The organism is Bacterioplanoides pacificum (assembly GCF_042648445.1).
Classification (GTDB): Bacteria; Pseudomonadota; Gammaproteobacteria; order Pseudomonadales; family Oceanobacteraceae; genus Bacterioplanoides; species Bacterioplanoides pacificum.
This window is the reverse complement of record NZ_JBHRYB010000014.1, coordinates 1-18,627: the sequence shown is the minus strand read 5'-3', so window position 1 is coordinate 18,627 and position 18,627 is coordinate 1. Positions and strand designations below refer to the sequence as shown.

At 50.8% G+C, this 18,627-nt stretch carries 15 protein-coding genes; 9 read left to right on the top strand and 6 right to left on the bottom strand.

The features are described from left to right. The first annotated feature begins 6 nt into the window (after positions 1–6). The 9 genes from ACFOMG_RS14120 to ACFOMG_RS14080 all read left to right on the top strand — a co-directional run bounded on the left by ACFOMG_RS14120 (position 7) and on the right by ACFOMG_RS14080 (position 9,723). Complete coding sequence (locus ACFOMG_RS14120; protein ID WP_376867524.1) at positions 7–1,599, top strand: sensor histidine kinase; 1,593 nt, start codon at positions 7–9, stop codon at positions 1,597–1,599. Positions 1,600–1,645: 46 nt separating this feature from the next. Then, on the top strand, positions 1,646–3,001 hold the full coding sequence (locus tag ACFOMG_RS14115; RefSeq protein ID WP_376867522.1) for a sigma-54-dependent transcriptional regulator: 1,356 nt from the start codon (positions 1,646–1,648) through the stop codon (positions 2,999–3,001). 74 nt (positions 3,002–3,075) lie between these two features. Beyond that, positions 3,076–3,639, top strand: a complete 564-nt coding sequence (locus ACFOMG_RS14110; RefSeq protein ID WP_376867521.1) for a GspH/FimT family pseudopilin — start codon at positions 3,076–3,078, stop codon at positions 3,637–3,639. Positions 3,640–3,782: 143 nt separating this feature from the next. Further along, positions 3,783–4,334 carry a pilus assembly PilX family protein gene (locus tag ACFOMG_RS14105; protein WP_376867520.1) on the top strand — a complete coding sequence of 184 codons (552 nt, stop codon included), beginning with the start codon at positions 3,783–3,785 and terminating at the stop codon, positions 4,332–4,334. A 58-nt stretch (positions 4,335–4,392) separates the two neighbouring features. After that, complete coding sequence (locus tag ACFOMG_RS14100) at positions 4,393–7,422, top strand: pilus assembly protein (RefSeq protein WP_376867519.1); 3,030 nt, start codon at positions 4,393–4,395, stop codon at positions 7,420–7,422. 3 nt (positions 7,423–7,425) lie between these two features. Further along, positions 7,426–7,899, top strand: a complete 474-nt coding sequence (locus ACFOMG_RS14095) for a GspH/FimT family pseudopilin (protein WP_376867518.1) — start codon at positions 7,426–7,428, stop codon at positions 7,897–7,899. Then, positions 7,890–8,471, top strand: coding sequence for a type IV pilus modification PilV family protein (locus ACFOMG_RS14090; RefSeq protein ID WP_376867517.1), 582 nt, complete (start codon positions 7,890–7,892; stop codon positions 8,469–8,471). Before ACFOMG_RS14095 ends, ACFOMG_RS14090 begins: the two co-directional genes overlap by 10 nt. After that, positions 8,468–9,307: a PilW family protein gene (locus ACFOMG_RS14085; protein ID WP_376867516.1), complete on the top strand. Its 840-nt coding sequence runs from the start codon at positions 8,468–8,470 to the stop codon at positions 9,305–9,307. The genes ACFOMG_RS14090 and ACFOMG_RS14085 overlap by 4 nt, the downstream gene beginning before the upstream one ends. Positions 9,308–9,318: 11 nt before the next feature. Beyond that, positions 9,319–9,723, top strand: coding sequence for a type IV pilin protein (locus ACFOMG_RS14080; protein WP_376867514.1), 405 nt, complete (start codon positions 9,319–9,321; stop codon positions 9,721–9,723). On the opposite strand, the gene ispH is transcribed toward ACFOMG_RS14080, so the two are convergent. The 6 genes from ispH to murJ form a co-directional block, all read right to left on the bottom strand. Further along, a complete protein-coding gene (ispH, locus tag ACFOMG_RS14075; protein ID WP_376867512.1) occupies positions 9,720–10,667 on the bottom strand; it encodes a 4-hydroxy-3-methylbut-2-enyl diphosphate reductase in 948 nt (315 codons plus the stop codon). The two genes, ACFOMG_RS14080 and ispH, sit on opposite strands and share 4 nt — an antisense overlap. Further along, positions 10,657–11,112, bottom strand: a complete 456-nt coding sequence (fkpB, locus tag ACFOMG_RS14070; RefSeq protein WP_376867511.1) for an FKBP-type peptidyl-prolyl cis-trans isomerase — start codon at positions 11,110–11,112, stop codon at positions 10,657–10,659. The genes ispH and fkpB overlap by 11 nt, the downstream gene beginning before the upstream one ends. 179 nt (positions 11,113–11,291) lie before the next feature. After that, entirely contained in the window at positions 11,292–11,795 is a 504-nt protein-coding gene (gene lspA / locus ACFOMG_RS14065; protein ID WP_376867510.1) for a signal peptidase II, read from the bottom strand. Between the two features lie 62 nt (positions 11,796–11,857). After that, on the bottom strand, positions 11,858–14,776 hold the full coding sequence (ileS, locus tag ACFOMG_RS14060; protein ID WP_376867509.1) for an isoleucine--tRNA ligase: 2,919 nt from the start codon (positions 14,774–14,776) through the stop codon (positions 11,858–11,860). An 89-nt stretch (positions 14,777–14,865) separates the two neighbouring features. Continuing rightward, on the bottom strand, positions 14,866–15,837 hold the full coding sequence (ribF, locus tag ACFOMG_RS14055) for a bifunctional riboflavin kinase/FAD synthetase (protein WP_376867507.1): 972 nt from the start codon (positions 15,835–15,837) through the stop codon (positions 14,866–14,868). Positions 15,838–15,958: 121 nt separating this feature from the next. Then, entirely contained in the window at positions 15,959–17,545 is a 1,587-nt protein-coding gene (murJ, locus tag ACFOMG_RS14050) for a murein biosynthesis integral membrane protein MurJ (protein ID WP_376867505.1), read from the bottom strand. Positions 17,546–18,627: the final 1,082 nt, after the last annotated feature.

Genomic DNA, 18,627 nt, shown 5'->3' with positions numbered 1-18,627 from the left:
CTCTAAATGGGTGTGGCTCTGGCGAAAATCCTTAAGGCCGCGTATTGTCTGGAAATTCCCCCGACGACGCAAACAGAAGAAACCACTATGCGCCTGGTGCCCAGCGACTTCCTGATTAAAGGTCAGCGACTGCTCCGCCTCTACAGTTATTATTCCCTTTTTCTCGCGCTGTTACTGATTATTGCAGACAGCATCGACCGCCAGGATATTTTACTGGCCGGCAATGCCCCCCGGGTGTTCCTGATCGTTTCTTCGTTGTACGTCATCATCGCGGCCGCGTTTGTGGCGTTTGCCAGCCGTCGTCCAAATCCACATAACGCCATCAGCTATGTGTTTCTGGAGATTGCCCTGCTGTCAGCACTGATGTTTGCCAGCGGCGGCAGTGACTCCGGTTTCAGCAGTCTGATCCTGATCCCGCTGGTAATCTCCAATTTACTGGCACCCGGGGTACTGGGATTTGGTGTGGCCGCCTGGAGCACCCTGGCGCTGTTTTATACCCAACAATATCTGCTGGCCGATCTGGAAGCCCAGAGCATCGTACACTCAGGCCTTCAGGGCGCGTTATTTTTTACCCTGGCCGCCATTACCCAGAGCTTATCCAGCCGGCTGCAAAGCACTTTGTCACTGGCGGATAAACAGGCCACCCGTATCCGCCGGCTGCAGAACTTCAGTAAGACCGCACTGTATGAATTACCGAATGGTGTGATCGCCTGCGATAAAGACCATCAGATTCTGCTGTTTAATCAGCAGGCCAGTCGCTGGTTCGAGCTGAGTGAAGGCGAACCACTGCCAACCCTGCTGCAACAGACCCGACCCGGTGACGTACTGGAGCACCAGCAACTGAATCTGTTAATTAACCGCGTGGCACTGGAACAGGCCGAACCCGGGGATTACCTGCTGTACCTGGAAGACAGCGCCCGCATCAGCGCCGAAGCACAGCAGATTAAACTGGCCTCACTCGGGCGCCTGACTGCCAGCATTGCTCACGAAATCCGCAATCCGTTAAGCGCCCTGCGCCAGGCTGCACAGTTACTGGGCGAGACCGACTACCTGCAACCAGCAGAACAGAAACTGACCCAGATTGCCGAACAACACTGCATGCGCATCAACCGCACCATTGAGGATATTCTGCAACTGTCACGCCGTACCCAGGCGTGCCGGGAAACCCTGAGGCTACGCCCCTGGCTGGTCCATTTTGCCGATCATTTCCGCAACCTGCATGCACAGCAAACCTTTTCGCTGAGGTATCGCTGTGATGAGTCTCTGTTGATTGATTTTGACCCGGATCACCTGCAACAAATTCTGCATAATTTGTGCAGTAATGGTCTGCGTCATGCGTTGCAACACCGCCCGGATAACGCTTGTCTGTACCTGATTGCGCAACAAAAAGACGACAAGGTTCAACTCACCATTGCCGACAACGGCAGCGGTGTTCCAGCAGAGCAACAAAAGCATTTATTTGAACCTTTTTATACCACTGAGCACAACGGCACCGGCCTGGGACTGTATTTGTGTCGCGAGTTGTGTGAAGCCAATCATGCAACAATCCAGTATATTCGTAGCCGCAATCAGACCTGTTTCCGCATTCAGGCCAAATAAACTGTTAATGTCTCCGCATGACCCAGGATCAGAACAGAGAGAAGTAATGAGTCAATACGCCGCCTTAATTATCGACGACGAACCCGACATCCGCGAGCTGATCGCCATGACCCTGGAGCGCATGGATCTGCAGTGTTTTCAGGCCGCTAACGTCAGTGAAGCACTGGCCTTGCTGAAACAACGCCCTTATCACTTCTGCATCACCGATATGAAGCTGCCCGATGGCAATGGCCTGGAGATCATCAATTTCTGCAACGCCCAGCATCCCAATATGCCGATTGCCATGATCACCGCCTTTGGCAACGTTGACCTGGCCGTCAACGCCCTGAAAGCCGGGGCCTTCGATCTGGTGGCAAAACCCATTGATATCGTCCGCCTGCGCGAGCTGGTGCACGCCGCTCTGAGGCTGACCCGGGTACCAGCCAATATTGAAGCCGTTCCTTCCAGCGAAGGGTTATTAGGCCAGTCAGAAGTCATGCATACGCTGAAAGAAAAAATCCGCAAAGTCGCCCGAACCCAGGCACCGGTATTTATTCATGGTGAATCCGGCACCGGCAAAGAGCTGGTTGCCCGGCTGATTCATTATCAGAGCGTGCGCGCCGACCAGCCGTTTATTGCGGTTAACTGCGGCGCCATCCCCAAAGATCTGATGGAAAGTGAATTCTTTGGCCACCGTAAGGGCTCCTTTACCGGCGCCAACAGCGACAAAGCCGGTTTTTTTAAAGCTGCACAGGGCGGCACCCTGTTTCTCGATGAAGTAGCCGAGTTGCCACTGGATATGCAGGCCAAGTTATTGCGTGTCATTCAGGAAAAAGCGGTGCGCAGTGTTGGCAGTGAGCATGAAGAAAGCATCGATGTCCGCGTGGTATCCGCCAGCCACAAAGACCTGCAGCAACTGGTCGATGAAGAAACCTTCCGCCAGGATCTGTTCTTCCGCCTCAACGTCATTCAGGTCAGTGTGCCCAGATTAGCCGAGCGACCAGAAGATATCCCACTGCTCAGCCAGCATTTTATCCGCAAATACGCCCTTGAGTGGGGTATGCCGGAAGTCAGCCTCGACGCTCGCGCGGCCGACGCCCTGCTGCACTACACCTTCCCCGGCAATGTCCGTGAGCTGGAAAATATCCTGCAACGTGCCTTTACCATGGCAGAAGGCGATAGTATTTCACTGGAAGATCTCAGCCTCACTCCCCAGGCGGAACGCATTCAGCCATTGTTAGCAGACACAGACGCCGAACGCATCGAAACCAATAACCTCGAAGCCTATCTGGAAAACATTGAGCGACAGGCCATCACCCAGGCGCTTGAAGCCACACGCTGGAATAAAACCGCCGCCGCCGAAAAACTGGGCATCAGTTTTCGCGCCCTGCGCTACCGCTGTAAGAAGCTGGCAATCGACTGAAAATCACACAAAACTCCGAGTGACAGGGATATCCCAGCCGCTATATTGACAACAGGTTTCCAGGGAAGGTTACTATGTTGACTATCAGAAGAGGACAGGCATTTGTCCTGATTGAACTTATTATCGTTGTTGTTATCAGCGCCATTATCGCCACCATTGGCGTGCCGGCCTATCAACGCTTTACCCAGAATATGCAGGCCCGACAAGAGATCGCCCGCCTGAAGCTGGTTGTTGATTTCACCCGTAACCGGGCAGTTGCAACCACCTCCAGAACCACCCTATGTCCGCTCGACAGTTCCGGACAATGTATCAATGACTGGAATAACGCTCTGAGTGTCTTTAACGATAAAAACAATAATCGTCGCCTCGACAGTGATGAAGCGCAACTCACCAGCATTGCAGCAACAACAGACCCCGCCATACTCAGATCTTTTAACGGGTCTGTCATCAGCTTTGATGATCGGGGCTTTGCCGGCTCACATACCGGATCGCTCAGTTATTGCCTGCAGGGCCAGATAACCCGTGGCGCGGTATTTATCATCTCCCGCATTGGCCGGGTCAGGGCCGGTTATGATCAGAATGATGACAACCTGCCAGAACTGCCAGACGGCAACAACATCCCCTGCCCGGCAGGTTGAAATGACCGCTTACTTCAGCAGATCATGCCATTAGTCGGCCAACTATGGAAGTTGCAACTCAGCGGCTTAATATAGCCTTATAACTCTGTATACGGGTCACTTTTATGGTCATCACCAAGACACTCCGCCGATACCCCGGATCAATGAGCCTGAAGCATCGTGGCTCGGCACTGATCATCAGCCTGATTATTCTCAACGTTATTACACTGGGCGCGATGGTTGCGATTCAGCGCTCAACGGTACAGATCCGCATGATCAGCAACCTGCAACACCAGCAGGAGATCCACAACGCGACCTTAGGTACACTGAACTACCTGTATGACCAGCTGGAAAACAACACGTTATTGCAAAATCAGGTCATTATTAAAGCAGAAACCCTGTATCAGCAGTCGCTCGAAAGCACCGGGGAAAACAGTATTGACCCGAAATACGATCCGTTTGCAGCATTCGCTGCGCTAACGCAGCCCACTTTCCAGAGCAAAAGTATTAAACAAGATGGCATCTCGGCCAAGGTCCGCAGTTTGCCCAGCCCTGCCGGGGCACAGTTTTATCTGAAAGGTAAAGGTGGCTGTGGTAATGGCTGTAGTGTGCGCCACGCAGCGATTAACGTCACCACCGTCAGTAAAAACGATACCATCACCCGTTCACAGGAAATTGGCGTGCGTCGCCTCGCTCCGGGAGGAACCGCACAATGACTTTACACCCTGAAACTCAAGTTAGTAAAAACACGATCTGCAAGCTGGAGGAAATGTTATGAAACTGTATTGGTTATCGATTATTGCCTTCGGCTTGCTGTCAGCGAGACTGGCTTATGCGGATGACACTGAAATATACCGCAACACCAAAACTCGTATTAATCCGAATGTGATTTTCCTGATTGATACCTCAGGAAGTATGACCTGGTCTGCAGGTGACAAATCACGAATTGAGGTAGTCAAGTCAGCGGCAAATGCCGCGATTAACAATCTCAAAGTATCGGAACCCATTAATATCGCCATCATGCGGTTCGATGACAGGTACAGGACCTATCAGGGTGGTTATGTTATTGAACATTTTACTCCAACTGACTCAGCCTCAAATAAACAACAGCTGATAGATACCATCAGCTCTCTCAGCTATTCCAATATTGGTGGTGGCACCCCACTTACCGAGTCTTTTTATGAGGCGGCCCGCTATATGCGAGGAGACTCAACCTATTATGGCACGCCTGACTCTGACAGATACAGAAGTGTTATCAATGGCGGAAACAGCTACACATATAAGAGGAATTATGGCAGCGTCGCTGAAAGCGTCTATACAAACAACTCCAGGTATTATTACAGAACCCCGGTAACAGCAACCTGCCAGAAAAACCATATTGTTTTATTTACTGACGGGGATCCTTCCTCAGATAACAGCGCAAATTACAGAATTCAGAATTTGGTCGATAATATGACATTACCTAATGCACTCGATGACGATTGTTCAGGTGATGGTGGTTGCGCTGATGAGCTTGCTTATTGGTTACAAAACACGGATCACTTTCAGGATTCAAGTTTAACCGGTCAATCTGACCCCAATGCCAGTGAAACGGATCAGAAAATATTTGTCCACACCGTAGGCGGTTTCTCCGGCATTAGCCAATCAGGTGAGCAACTACTGAATAACATTGCAAAGTATGGTCACCCGTTAACCAAAGACCACCTGAATGATGATGGGTCTTCTAAACATTATTATGCGGCCAGCGACGAGGCCAGTTTAACTACAGCACTTAACAATGTATTTGGTGGAATTTCCAACTCCGCTGGCAACTTCGCAGCCCCGGTGGTTGCAGTCAACGCCTTTAACAGCCTGGAGCACCGGGAAGAGCTGTATTATTCTGTATTCCAGCCAGCCGAATTACCTGGCTGGTCAGGTAATATTAAACGTTACAAAATGAGCTCCTCCGGACAAATTCTGGATGCGGATGATCAGCTAGCCATCAACCCGGATACTGGTTTCTTCAAAGATTCCGCCAAAAGCGTTTGGACTCAGGGATCAGCTGACGGCGCAGTTGTGACCAAAGGAGGTATTGCCAATCGTTTACCCGCTAACCGTAAGATTTATACCCGCCTGCTTGGCACTGGAAATATCATCAGTGTAACTAACGCAGTGAATGAGAATAATACGGCTCTCACCAGTGCTCTGCTGGAAACCAAACTTCCGGTTGGCAGTAGCCTGAGCAGCAGCGAACGAAATAACGTATTAAAATGGGCAAGAGGCCTTGATCCGGAAAGTGACACGGCCCGGAAATCCATGGCGGACCCGTTGCACGGCAACCCGGTTATGGTGAGTTACCGCGACAGCAGCAATAATATCTCCGACATTCTGTTCAGTGGTACTAATGTCGGTTATATTCATGCGATTGATCCACAAGAAACAAACCCGGAAGAACTCTGGGCTTATATCCCCAAAGAGCTGTTAGGCAACTTGGCAGCTTACCAGCAGGGACGCTCCCGCTTGCAGAAAGTCTATGGTATTGATGGCCCGATGAGCCTGTACCATCAGGATAACAATCAGGATCGCATAGTGGATACTGGCGATAAGGCCTATCTGATCGCTGGTATGCGTCGTGGTGGATCATCCTATTATTTCCTGGACGTATCATCCAAGAAGTCACCCAGCCTGAAAGCACAAATTAACGCTGGCGACAGTGGTTTTGAGGAACTGGGACAAACCTGGTCAAAAATGATCCCGGCCAGAGTTAGCTGGAATGGCAAAGTAACTGATGTCTTTTTCTTTGGTGGCGGCTACGATGTTGATGAAGATAGCGCCAAAACACGCCAGGTTCATGATCAGGGCAACGCCATTTACATGATCAGTGCGCCAACAGCGACCAAAGGGCCGGAACTACTCTGGAAAGCAACCGGAGCAAGTTCAAACAGCAAAGGGAAAACCTACAGCGAAATGGATTCCAGTTTCGCAGCTGACCTGACTCTGATTGATAATGATGGTAACGGTACGGTTGATTTATTATATGCTGCCGATATTGGTGGTCGCCTGTGGCGTTTTGATATCGATAAAGCCAACACAGGCGCAAACAGCTTTGCAGATGGCGGAGTGATTGCAGACTTTAACGACGGTAGCGAAACCGGCAACCGCCGTTTCTTTACCCAGCCTGATGTTGTGTATACCGAATATGGCTTCTTTAAAACGACAGACCCTTCAGATTCCACTAAAACGGTAACAACTAAAAAAGGTCGCTATCAGATTTCAATCGGTTCTGGTTTCCGTGCAGACCCACTGAATAAAGTGGTGCAGAACAAGATCTTTATTATTAATGATTTCGATATCGATGGTGCACCAGGCTCAGGTTACACCAAACTGGGTCTTTCAGACCTGGCTAACCTCAGCAATTATAGTAACTCCAGCTATGCTCAACAAAAAAATGGTGCCTATTACTCTTTGAGTCGTGCGGGTGAAAAGGTGCTCAGCTCAACTCTGACAGTAAATGATGTTATTTATGTCCCGACTTTCCGGCCTTCGGACAGTAACGTTAATGTTGGCTGTGAACCCGACTCTGGTCAGGCCAGCCTGATCAAGATACAACCAGTCAATGATCCGGATGACACTGAGCGTCAGGTTGATACCATTGCTCTGAAGCAAGGTGGTATTGTTCCTGAACCGGTCCTGGTATTTCCACCAAAGGATAAGAGTGGAAGCAGTACAGCATCAGGAGCACCTGTAATTGCCATCGGTACCGAAATCGAAGATATCACTGGTGACTTTAATGCCTTCCAGAAAACCTACTGGAAGGAAAACTAGTTTATGCCAGCTGCAGTAAACAAAGGGTTTACCCTGATTGAAACCATGATTGTTATTGTTATCGCTGCCATACTTTTTGTAGCGGTAATGCCAACACTCAGCAGTATGCCAGCCAATGGGCTGGCAGATAGAATACACCGGGATCTGGAAAATGATTTACGTTATGCCCGTGGCCGGGCATCTACGGCAGGGGTCATAATTAACTTTGTTCCGCTTAATGACTGGCAGAACGGCTGGCAAATAAAAGATAACGACGACAATATCATTCGCGAACGAAAACTGGATATTCCAACCGGTGCAGTTTCCAGCACTGATCTGGACAGCAGTAAACCGCTGGTTTTTGACCCTAATGGCAGAACCAGCGCTGAAGTAAGCATTACGATTAAAGTTCCGGAATGTACCGGGCTCAGGCAGCGCACACTGATGATTAATCGCATTGGACAGATTCTGTTAACCGGAGAAGCCAAATGTCCTTAAAAAACCAAGGTATTACGCTGATCGAAGTAATGGTAACGCTGGCAATCACGACAACCGGGCTACTTGGTATCAGCGCCTTACAACTGCAGTCTAACAGAGCAAATCAGGATTCTGGTAATCGTTCCCAGGCAGTCTGGATGCTGGAAGACCTTGCCAACCGCATCAATGCAAACAGCACCTCCTGGCAGAACTACGATACTAGCGGTGTATACAGCTGCCCCAGTTCACCACCGACCCGTTGTGCCGATTACTACTCAGGCGGAAGCAAAACAAGTTCTGCAGCCTGTACGTCGGCCCAGATAGCCGCTTTTGATCTATGGGATGTTGCTTGTCCCCACAGTGAAACTATTTCGGTTAATGGAAAAACGGTAAAAATCAGACAATCTTACGCCGACTTTATCAGTAACCCAAAACTGTCTGTCACCACCTCCGCCATTAATAACCAGGCAACGATCTCATTAACCTGGGACGCAAGGACCTCTGGTACCGATGGCAATGGCAATACACAATTCATCATTGATGAAAGCAGCAGCAACCGCTCTGTGACACTGACAAGGCAGGTACAACTATGAAAATAACACGCCAGTCTGGCATGTCACTCATTGAGTTAATGTTAGCTGCGGCACTGAGCCTGATTATTTCGTATTTCATAATGAATATTATGATAACCAGTTCGCGCACCACCTCCACTGCCGAGGGTTTGTCCCAGGCTCAGGAAACCGGACGCCTGGTAATGGACTGGCTGGATGGTGAGATATCGATTGCGGGTTATAACAGCAACTATAAATCTACCGCATCAATGGCTCCGATGGCAGCATTGTGTACTTCAACAGATGTTCCTCCCGCTAATAATGCGCACTGTACATTTGATGCCACCAACAATACTAATGGCGGAGACCGGTTGGCTATTATACGTACTACGGGTGGTGATTCTGCGGCGGAAAGGGATTTACGAACCTGTGGTGGTGAGAAACTGGACACAACAATCACTGATGACATGAAGCAAGTGATCGATGTTTATTGGGTCAGTCTGAATACCGGCGACACCGATCCAACGAACGACTACCAGTTTCGCTGTGTGACATACGATGAAGCGGGTATCAAACAAGGTAGTGCTCAAACCATAGCTAACGGTATCGAGAGCATGCAGATTTTAGTTGGTGTCAGTGATGGCAGTGGTACTGGCAATATGGTGAATTTTATTTCGGCCAACCGGGTTGCTGACTGGAATTCGGTTACTGCGGTGCGTATCGCTCTGTTAGCCAGAGAGTTTTCCGAAAATAATACACTCAGCCAGGAAAGCAGAGCTTACGGCCTGCTGGACTCAGTCCCCGCAGATTATGACGACACAATAGCCCGCTATGTACAAAATGGTACTATCTGGTTCCCAAATACGAAAAAAATGTAATGGACATCCCCATGAACAGTAAAGGCATTACTATCCTTGAACTGATGGTCACATTGGCCATCATCGCAATCCTATTCTCGTACGCAGTCCCTTCTTACCGTAACTACACCATGCGAGCAGACCGCACCGATGGCCTGGAAAGTATCCAGGCGATTATGAATGCTCAGGAACGATACTACGCCGAGAATATGACTTATGCTGACAGCCTTACCAAACTGGGCATGGCAAGCAGCAGCTATACCACACCGAAAGAGCACTATAAAATTTCTGTCGAAAAGTGCACAGGAATGGAATACACCCAGTGTGTGCAATTAAAAGCCACCGCACAAGACAGCCAAACTAAAGACGGTGACCTGATTTTTAACACTGCTGGCAAGCAGGTTCGAAAAGTCGGAACCGAAGAACACGATCTTTAATCCGCTTCAACCAGCCTCAATTCCTTGGGCAGAGAAAACACCACATTTTCTTCCTGCCCCTGGAGTTCCTGCGGTTGCTCTCCGCCCAGTTCAACCAGTTTATTTACCACTTCTTTGACTAACACTTCCGGCGCGGATGCACCGGCAGTAATACCCACCGCTTTAACATTTGTCAGCCAGTCCGGCTGAATTTCATCCGCATTATCGATCAGGTAAGCTTTCGCCCCCATACGCTCTCCCAGTTCACGCAGGCGATTGGAGTTAGAGCTGTTCGGTGAGCCAACCACCATTAATAAATCACAATCAGCAGCCAGCTGTTTAACCGCATCCTGACGATTCTGAGTGGCGTAACAGATATCATCTTTACGCGGCCCTTCGATATGTTCAAATTTATTGCGCAGTGCATCAATCACCACGGCGGTATCATCCATCGATAATGTCGTTTGTGTAACAAAGTAGAGCTTTTCAGGGTTATTTACCTGGAGTGCAGCAACATCAGCCTCGTCTTCAACCAGATAAATATTGCCGCCATTGGAATAATCGTACTGACCCATAGTGCCTTCAACTTCCGGGTGACCTTTATGGCCAATCAGAATGCACTCACTGCCATCGGCGCTATAGCGACTGACTTCAAGATGTACTTTGGTTACCAATGGACAAGTCGCATCAAAGACTTTTAAACCACGATCTTCTGCGTTTTTTCGTACCGCCTGAGATACACCGTGGGCAGAAAAAATAACAATGCAGTTATCCGGCACTTCATCCAGCTCGTCGACAAAAATGGCACCACGCTCACGTAAGCCGTTTACCACAAACTTGTTATGCACCACTTCATGACGTACATAAATCGGTGGTTCAAACAGATCGAGCGCGCGGTTAACAATGTCGATAGCGCGATCGACGCCAGCACAAAAACCGCGTGGATTCGCGAGTTTAATCTGCATCTTTCACCTCCGGCCGAACCTCCAGAATCTGCACTTCGAAGATCAGCGTTTTACCCGCTAATGGATGATTAAAATCCACGGTGACCCAATCACCTTCCACTTTATCAATGACTCCTGGCAACTCCTGGCCCTGTGCATCAGCGAAGGAAACCATCAATCCCGGCGCGACTGGCATATCAACCGGAAAATCTTTGCGTTTCATTTCCTGCTGGTTTTGTGGATTAGGCTGGCCGAACGCTTTTTCCGGCGGCACTTCGAATAATTTTTTATCACCCGTGGTTAAACCCAGCAAATACTCTTCAAAGCCGGGCAATAAATTGCCATCACCCAATACAAATGAAGCCGGCTCACGCTCAAAGGTGGAGTCCACAACCTGATCTTCCGCCAGCTTCAGCGCGAAGTGCATGGTGATTTGGCTGCCTTGCTGAATAATCGCTACAGACATAATTTTTAGTACCTTTGAGTATTAGCAGCGGAGTTACTGCTCAAGAAATATCGATTCGTACACCAACGGTATTTTTCAGCCGCCGGATCGGACGGCACATCCATGTGCCGACGATCCTTACGCAACATCCTGTTGCTGCTTTGACAAACACCGATGATGCACTTCTCTGAATTTAAATCTCAGGAAGCTTTCTGCTGAGCTTCCCGCTTACCTTCTAATACAACATCGATGGCCATCATAATAGCACCAACAGTAATAGCCGAGTCGGCCAGATTAAATGCCGGAAAATACGATTGTTGCCAATGCACAGAAATAAAATCAATCACATGACCATAAACCAGACGGTCAAATAAATTTCCCAGCGCACCACCCAGAATCAGGGTTAGCGCCACCGGTAGCCAGACCTGAGTACGCGGTAGTTTTTTCAGCCAGACAACCAGAACCGCACTGACACCAAGCGAAATGGCGGTGAAAAACCAGCGCTGCCAGCCACTTTCGTTGGCCAGGAAACTAAACGCCGCACCGCGGTTGTACAGCAAAGTAAAATCCAGTACAGGCAGCAGATATACCGGCTTGCCGTAGCTCAGCAAAGCTTCGGCGATCTGCTTGGTCGCGATATCCAGTACAAATACCGCCAGCGCCAGCCATAACCAGATTAATGCAGAACGTTGTTGTGTCATCATTTATCTCTAATCGTTTTACAAGCTGCTGCAACGTGCTAATGAAAGCACCTTGCAGCCGGTTGTCAGGCGTAGTGGCGAACTTCGCCGCTACCTTCTACATTTTCAACACAACGACCACACAGAGTCGGATGTTGTTCGTTTTGGCCAACATCATCACTGTGGTGCCAGCAACGTTCACACTTGGCTTTATCTGAAGCAACAACCGCAACCCGTAAACCTTCCAGTTCGGTTGCTTCGCCCGCGTTCGCATCAAAGCCGGCAACCGACGCACCGGAAGTAATCAACACGAAACGTAACTCATTGCCCAGTTTATCCAGCTGCGCCTTGAGATTGTCACTGGCAAACAGCTCGACTTCAGCGCTCAGGCTGGCGCCAATGGTTTTATCTGCGCGTGCCTTTTCCAACACACCGTTAACGGCCGCTTTCGCTGCCAGAATATCTTTCCAGAAAGCGTCATCGAACTCGCCGCTGACCGTTTCCGGGAAGCCGGTGTACCACTCGCTCAACATGACAGACTCTTCACGCTCAGAGCCTGCCGCCGCCAGGCATTCCCAGATTTCTTCTGCGGTAAACGACAATACCGGTGCAATCCAGCGCGCCATCGCTTCCAGTACATGGAACAAGGCTGTTTGGGCACTGCGACGAGGTAAGCTGTCGGCCTTACAGGTGTACTGACGGTCTTTGATCACGTCGAGGTAAAACGCACCCAGCTCTGTCACACAGAAATTCATCAGGGTCTTAGTCAGGGTTTTAAAATCGTAATCCTGGTAATAACCAACCACTTTCTGCTGCAGCTCACGGGTGTAGCTAACGATCCAGGCGTCCAGTGGCAACAGGTCTTTACCATCGACCATATCAGTAGCGGCATTAAAACCATTAATATTGGCCAGCAGGAAACGACAGGTATTACGCACTCGGCGATAAGCATCGGCGTTACGTTTCAGAATTTCATCCGACACCGTCATTTCACCACTGTAATCGGTATCGGCAACCCACCAACGCAGAATGTCGCCACCCAGTTTGTTCATCACTTCCTGTGGCTCAACCGTGTTACCCAGCGATTTGGACATCTTGCGGCCATTGGCATCAACGGTAAAACCGTGGGTCAGCACAGTTTTATAAGGTGCCTGACCATGTGCAGCGACTGACGTTAGCAATGAGCTCTGGAACCAACCACGATGCTGATCCGAACCTTCGAGGTATAAATCGGCCGGGAATTGCAATTCAGCGCGCTCTTTACATACCGCAGTGTGAGTCACACCGGAGTCGAACCAAACATCCAGCGTATCGTTAACTTTAACGTAATCAGCCGCGTCAGCCCCCAATAGCTCTTCAGCCTGAAGTTCAAACCAGGCATCAATGCCTTTTTCTTCAACCTTGAGGGCCACTTTTTCGATCAGGGCCGCAGAATCCGGATGCAGCGCACTGGTTTCTTTATGCACAAATAACGCAATTGGCACGCCCCAGGTACGCTGGCGGGAAATACACCAATCAGGCCGATCGCTCATCATGCCTTCGATACGTGCTTTACCCCACCCCGGACGCCATTCAATGGTGTTATCCACTTCGTGCATCGCCTGTTCCAGCAATCCGGCCTGCTTCATACTGATAAACCACTGTGGCGTGGCACGGAAAATAATCGGTGACTTGTGACGCCAGCAATGCGGGTAGCTGTGAGTGATGTTGGCTTTTTTCAGCAATGCACCTTTTTCTGCCAGAATTCCCAACACCCGGAAATTACCTTTATCACGGGTGCTCAGGCCGGTCAGTTCCAGCGCTTGTAACGCAGGGTTAGCAATAAAGTTACCCTGATTATCCACCAGCATCTGCTCGGAGCTGATGCCAAAGGTATTCGAGACGTTGTAATCGTCAACGCCGTGCATCGGAGCGGTGTGTACCGCACCGGTACCGGAATCAGCGGTAACGTGATCACCGGTGATAACAGGCACCTGCTTAGTTGCAGCAGCGTCGCCAGCCGGCATAAACGGATGGCTGACGCGGAACGGCGCCTCCTGTTGCTCAGGCAACTGGCCAAAAGCAGCACCCTTAGCAGTTGCCAGTACCTCATAGGTTTCAATGCCATAACGTTGCATGGCGTCGTTCACCAGATCGGCCGCTAACAGCAATATTTCGTTCTGCTCTTTAAGTAACACCAACGAGTAATCGAGCGTTGGATGCACGGAAACCGCTTCATTAGCTGGCAGGGTCCACGGCGTGGTGGTCCAGATCACAATGCTCACTGGCTTGTCAGCGTGGCCTGCATCCGCCGCAAATGCCGCCAGGACGGCAGCGCTGTCGGGGAAGGTAAATTTAACGTCGATGGCGATGGATTTTTTATCCTGATATTCCACCTCAGCTTCCGCCAGCGCAGAACCACAGTCGCTGCACCAGTTAACCGGTTTAAAGCCTTTATGCAGATGACCCTTATCGATGATGCTGCCCAGCGTACGGATGATGTTGGCTTCAAACTTGAAGTCCATGGTCAGATAAGGATTTTCCCAATCGCCCAAAACCATCAGACGCTTGAAATCCTGGCGTTGGCCATCCACCTGTTCGGCAGCGTATTCACGGCAATGCTTACGGAATTCACTGGCGCTGACCACTTGCCCTTCCGCATTAATGGCGCCAACTTTGCCGACCTTTTCTTCCACTTTTAATTCGATCGGCAAGCCATGACAGTCCCAGCCAGGAATATAGGGCGCATCTTTACCACCCAGTGTCTGCGACTTAACAATAATATCTTTCAGCACCTTATTGACTGCATGACCAATATGGATCTTGCCATTCGCGTACGGCGGGCCATCGTGCAGAATAAACGGATCACGGCCGGCACGGGCTTCACGAATTTTCTGGTACAGGCCGATCTGCTCCCAGCGCGCCAGCAGCTCAGGCTCGCGTTTTGCCAGGTTGCCGCGCATCGGAAAATCCGTATCCGGCAGGTTAAGAGTCGACTTGTATTGGCTTTCCACTTTGTCGTTCATAGCAGGGTCACTTATTGATTGCGCCATCATTGGCGACAGCTTCGGTTACTTTAGCTTCGTTCGGCAGTTACTTTTTAATGATAAAAGCATCAAATGCTACGAAATGAATTTGGCATTGCGGCAAAATATTGTTTCGCCGCCTGTTTATCCCGCTCAATGGCGTTTTGTAAGGCATCCAGGCCGTCAAACTTCTGCTCCTCACGGATTTTGTGCAGGAACTCAACCGTCAGGTGCTGATAATACAAATCCCCCTTAAAACCAAACAGGTGAACTTCCAGCGATGGCTCCGGCTGGCCGGCAACCGTCGGTTTAATACCAACATTGGCGACAGCAAAATATTCATTGCCTGCACGGGCAGAAGATTGATCATCCAGATAAACACGCACAGCGTACACACCGGACAGAGGTAACTTAGCGCGCTTGATCATGACGTTGGCTGTCGGAGTATCGAGCGTGCGCCCTAACTGACGGCCAAAAGCCACCCGGCCACTCATGCAGTAGTTGCGTCCTAATAAACGCCCGACGCGGCTGAGATTATTGCTGGCCAGCTCACTGCGCACCCGGGTACTGCTGACCCGTTCACCATCCAGTTCCAGTGTTGGCGTATCCTGTACCAGAAAACCCGCGGCTTCCCCCGCCTGCTGCAGCAACTGATAATCGCCGCTGCGATCGCAGCCAAAACGGAAATCATCGCCGACAATCAGGTGGCGGACTTTCAGGCCATCCACCAGGATCTGCTGGATAAACTCAGCGGCTGGCATAGAACGCAGGGCCTGGTTAAACGGCAGGCACAACACATAATCCACCCCGTATGACGCCAGATCCTGGAACTTCTCACGCAGATTAGCCAGCCGTGGCGGTGCCACATCCGGGGCAAAAAACTCTTTCGGCTGGGGCTCAAACATCATCACCAGCGTCGGTACCGTTTGCTGCGCAGCCGCCTTCCTGAGTGATTTAAGGATGGCCTGATGCCCGAGGTGCACACCATCAAAGTTCCCGATGGTGGCCACGCACCCGGGAAAATCAGCTGGAATGGTATGTAGTCCGCGTAAAACACGCATCAAAGCAAAACCCGCGAAAAAACGAAAAGGCCGGATTATAGCCAACCCGTCGCCCGGGTGACAGTCATTTTGCGGTCAGATTTTGGTCAACAGCCAGGAAAGCAGTCAGCTTTTCCTCATATCAGAAAAGCTGACCCTTCAAATGACGCGGACGCAGACCTGCGGCAATCAGAATCACGAAATACACCAGTACACCGGCCGCCACAATCAGCGCCATCCAGCTGCTGCGCTGCAGCGTGCTCCATTCGAGCCACTGCTGTACATCCCCCATCAGCCAGAACATCAGCGTAAACAGCGCGGCATTCGCAACCAGTGCTTTCAATGCAAACGATAACCAGCCCGGCTGGGCCGTATAAACCCCCTGCTGGCGCAAGCCGCGATACAACATAAAGGCATTAAAATAGGCCGATAACGAGGTCGCCAGCGCCAGACCAACGTGCTGCAGCGGAAACACCAGCGCCAGGTTCAGCAACATATTCACCACCATCGCCTGAATACCAATTTTGACCGGGGTTCTGGTGTCCTGGCGGGCATAATAGCCCGGCGCCAGCACTTTGATCATCATAAAGGCCAGCAAACCAGAACCATACGCCTGCAGGCTGAGCGTCATTTTACCGACATCGTACGCAGTGATTTCACCATGGTAAAAAATGGTCGCCATCAACGGCGTCGCCAAGGTCACCAGCGCCAGTGCCGCCGGCAGCGCCAGCAGAAACACCATACGAATGGCCCAGTCCAGCGTTCGGGCAAAGCCCTCCCCCTGCTGCGCTGCATGTTTATTCGATAACGCCGGCAAAATCACCACACCAATAGCAATGGCAAAAATACCCAGCGGCAGGTTGTTCAGGCGATCGGAATAATACAACCAGCTGACACTGCCACTTTCCAGAAACGATGCCAGCAAGGTGTCCAGCAGCAGGTTGATCTGACTCACCGACACACCGAATAACGCCGGAATCATCAGCTTACCGATACGGCGTACCCCCTCATCTTTTGGCTGATATTGCGGCCGCACCAACAATCCCAGGCGTGCAACAAACGGCAGCTGAAATAACAGCTGCACAGCACCCGCCATAAAGACCCCCCAGGCCAGAGCAAACAGTGGCTCGACAAACCAGTCTGTCATCACCACCACAGAAAAAATCAGACAGAGGTTCAGCAGCACCGGAGTAAACGCCGGCACAGCAAAACGGCCATAAGCATTCAGCACACTGCTGGCGAATGCCGTGAGGGAAATAAAGGCCAGATAAGGAAAGGTGATACGCAACAGCTCAGCGGTCAGGGCAAATTTTTGCGGGTCGTCGCGAAACCCCGGGGCAAACACCCAGGGCAGATAATCCGCCCCTAACAAGGCCAGCGCAGTGATTGCCAGCAACGCCAGCCCCAATACACCCGACACCCGGGCGATCAGCAGCTTAACCTCAACCAGACTGCGCTGGGTTTTGTATTCACTTAACACCGGCACAAAGGCGACGGAAAACGCACCTTCAGCAAACAAACGACGGAAGAAGTTGGGAATCTTAAAGGCGACAAAGAAGGCGTCAGCACGGGCGCCAAAGTACTGAGCGACCATCACATCGCGCACCAGACCGAGCACACGGCTGAGCAGCGTCATGACACTGACAATGGAAGAGGATCTCAGCAGGCTACCGCCCTTACTGGCTGCCTCAACGTTTTCGCTTTGTTGTTGTGGTGCTTCTTTATCCATCCGACTTTCACCAATACCGCAGGAGGGGGGCCCTGCCCCGAACAAACGATTTTTCAGTTATCGCGGACAAGGTCCGCTCCCACCATTTAGCTCATACACCGCCAAACGCAGCTGTAGGAGGGGACCCTGTCCCCGAACAAACGATTTTCAATTATCGCGGACGAGGTCCGCTCCCACCGTTTAGCTCATACACTGCCAAACGCAGCTGTAGGAGGGGGCCCTGCCCCGAACAAACGATTTTTCAATTATCGCGGACAAGGTCCGCTCCCACCGTTTAGCTCATACACTGCCAAACGCAGCGGTAGGAGGGGACCCTGTCCCCGAACAAACGATTTTTCAGTTATCGCGGACAAGATCCGCTCCCACCGTTTAGCTCATACACCGCCAAACGCAGATGTAGGAGGGGACCCTGTCCCCGATCAAACGATTTTTCAATTATCGCGGACAAGGTCCGCTCCCACCGTTTAGCTCATACACTGCCAAACGCAGCTGTAGGAGGGGACCCTGTCCCCAAATAAACGATTTTTCAATTATCGCGGACGAGGTTCTCTCCCACCGTTTAGCTCATACACCGCCAAACGCAGCTGTAGGAGGAGACACTGTCCCCGAACAAACGATTTTTCAGTTATCGCGGAAGAGGTCCTCTCCCACCGTTCAACTCATACACCGACAAGCGCAGTTGTAGGAGGGGACCCCGTCCCCGATCAAACGATTTTTCAATTATCGCGGACGAGGTTCTCTCCCACCGTTTAGCTCATACACCGCCAAACGCAGTTGTAGGAGGGGACCCTGTCCCCGAACAAACGATTTTTCAATTATCGCGGACAAAGGTCCGCTCCCACCGTTTAGCTCATACACCGACAAACGCAGTTGTAGGAGGGGACCCTGTCCCCGAACAAACGATTTTCAATTATCGCGGACGAGGTCCGCTCCCACCGTTTAGCTCATACACCGACAAACGCAGCTGTAGGAGGAGACACTGTCCCCGAACAAACGATTTTTCAGTTATCGCGGAAGAGGTCCTCTCCCACCGTTCAACTCATACACCGACAAGCGCAGTTGTAGGAGGGGACCCCGTCCCC

Coding starts and splice junctions, on each gene's coding strand:
- ACFOMG_RS14120 (WP_376867524.1), top strand. CDS start 7: ATGGGTGTGGCTCTGGCGAAAATCCTTAAGGCCGCGTATTGTCTGGAA.
- ACFOMG_RS14115 (WP_376867522.1), top strand. CDS start 1,646: ATGAGTCAATACGCCGCCTTAATTATCGACGACGAACCCGACATCCGC.
- ACFOMG_RS14110 (WP_376867521.1), top strand. CDS start 3,076: ATGTTGACTATCAGAAGAGGACAGGCATTTGTCCTGATTGAACTTATT.
- ACFOMG_RS14105 (WP_376867520.1), top strand. CDS start 3,783: ATGAGCCTGAAGCATCGTGGCTCGGCACTGATCATCAGCCTGATTATT.
- ACFOMG_RS14100 (WP_376867519.1), top strand. CDS start 4,393: ATGAAACTGTATTGGTTATCGATTATTGCCTTCGGCTTGCTGTCAGCG.
- ACFOMG_RS14095 (WP_376867518.1), top strand. CDS start 7,426: ATGCCAGCTGCAGTAAACAAAGGGTTTACCCTGATTGAAACCATGATT.
- ACFOMG_RS14090 (WP_376867517.1), top strand. CDS start 7,890: ATGTCCTTAAAAAACCAAGGTATTACGCTGATCGAAGTAATGGTAACG.
- ACFOMG_RS14085 (WP_376867516.1), top strand. CDS start 8,468: ATGAAAATAACACGCCAGTCTGGCATGTCACTCATTGAGTTAATGTTA.
- ACFOMG_RS14080 (WP_376867514.1), top strand. CDS start 9,319: ATGAACAGTAAAGGCATTACTATCCTTGAACTGATGGTCACATTGGCC.
- ispH (WP_376867512.1), bottom strand. CDS start 10,667: ATGCAGATTAAACTCGCGAATCCACGCGGTTTTTGTGCTGGCGTCGAT.
- fkpB (WP_376867511.1), bottom strand. CDS start 11,112: ATGTCTGTAGCGATTATTCAGCAAGGCAGCCAAATCACCATGCACTTC.
- lspA (WP_376867510.1), bottom strand. CDS start 11,795: ATGATGACACAACAACGTTCTGCATTAATCTGGTTATGGCTGGCGCTG.
- ileS (WP_376867509.1), bottom strand. CDS start 14,776: ATGAACGACAAAGTGGAAAGCCAATACAAGTCGACTCTTAACCTGCCG.
- ribF (WP_376867507.1), bottom strand. CDS start 15,837: ATGCGTGTTTTACGCGGACTACATACCATTCCAGCTGATTTTCCCGGG.
- murJ (WP_376867505.1), bottom strand. CDS start 17,545: ATGGATAAAGAAGCACCACAACAACAAAGCGAAAACGTTGAGGCAGCC.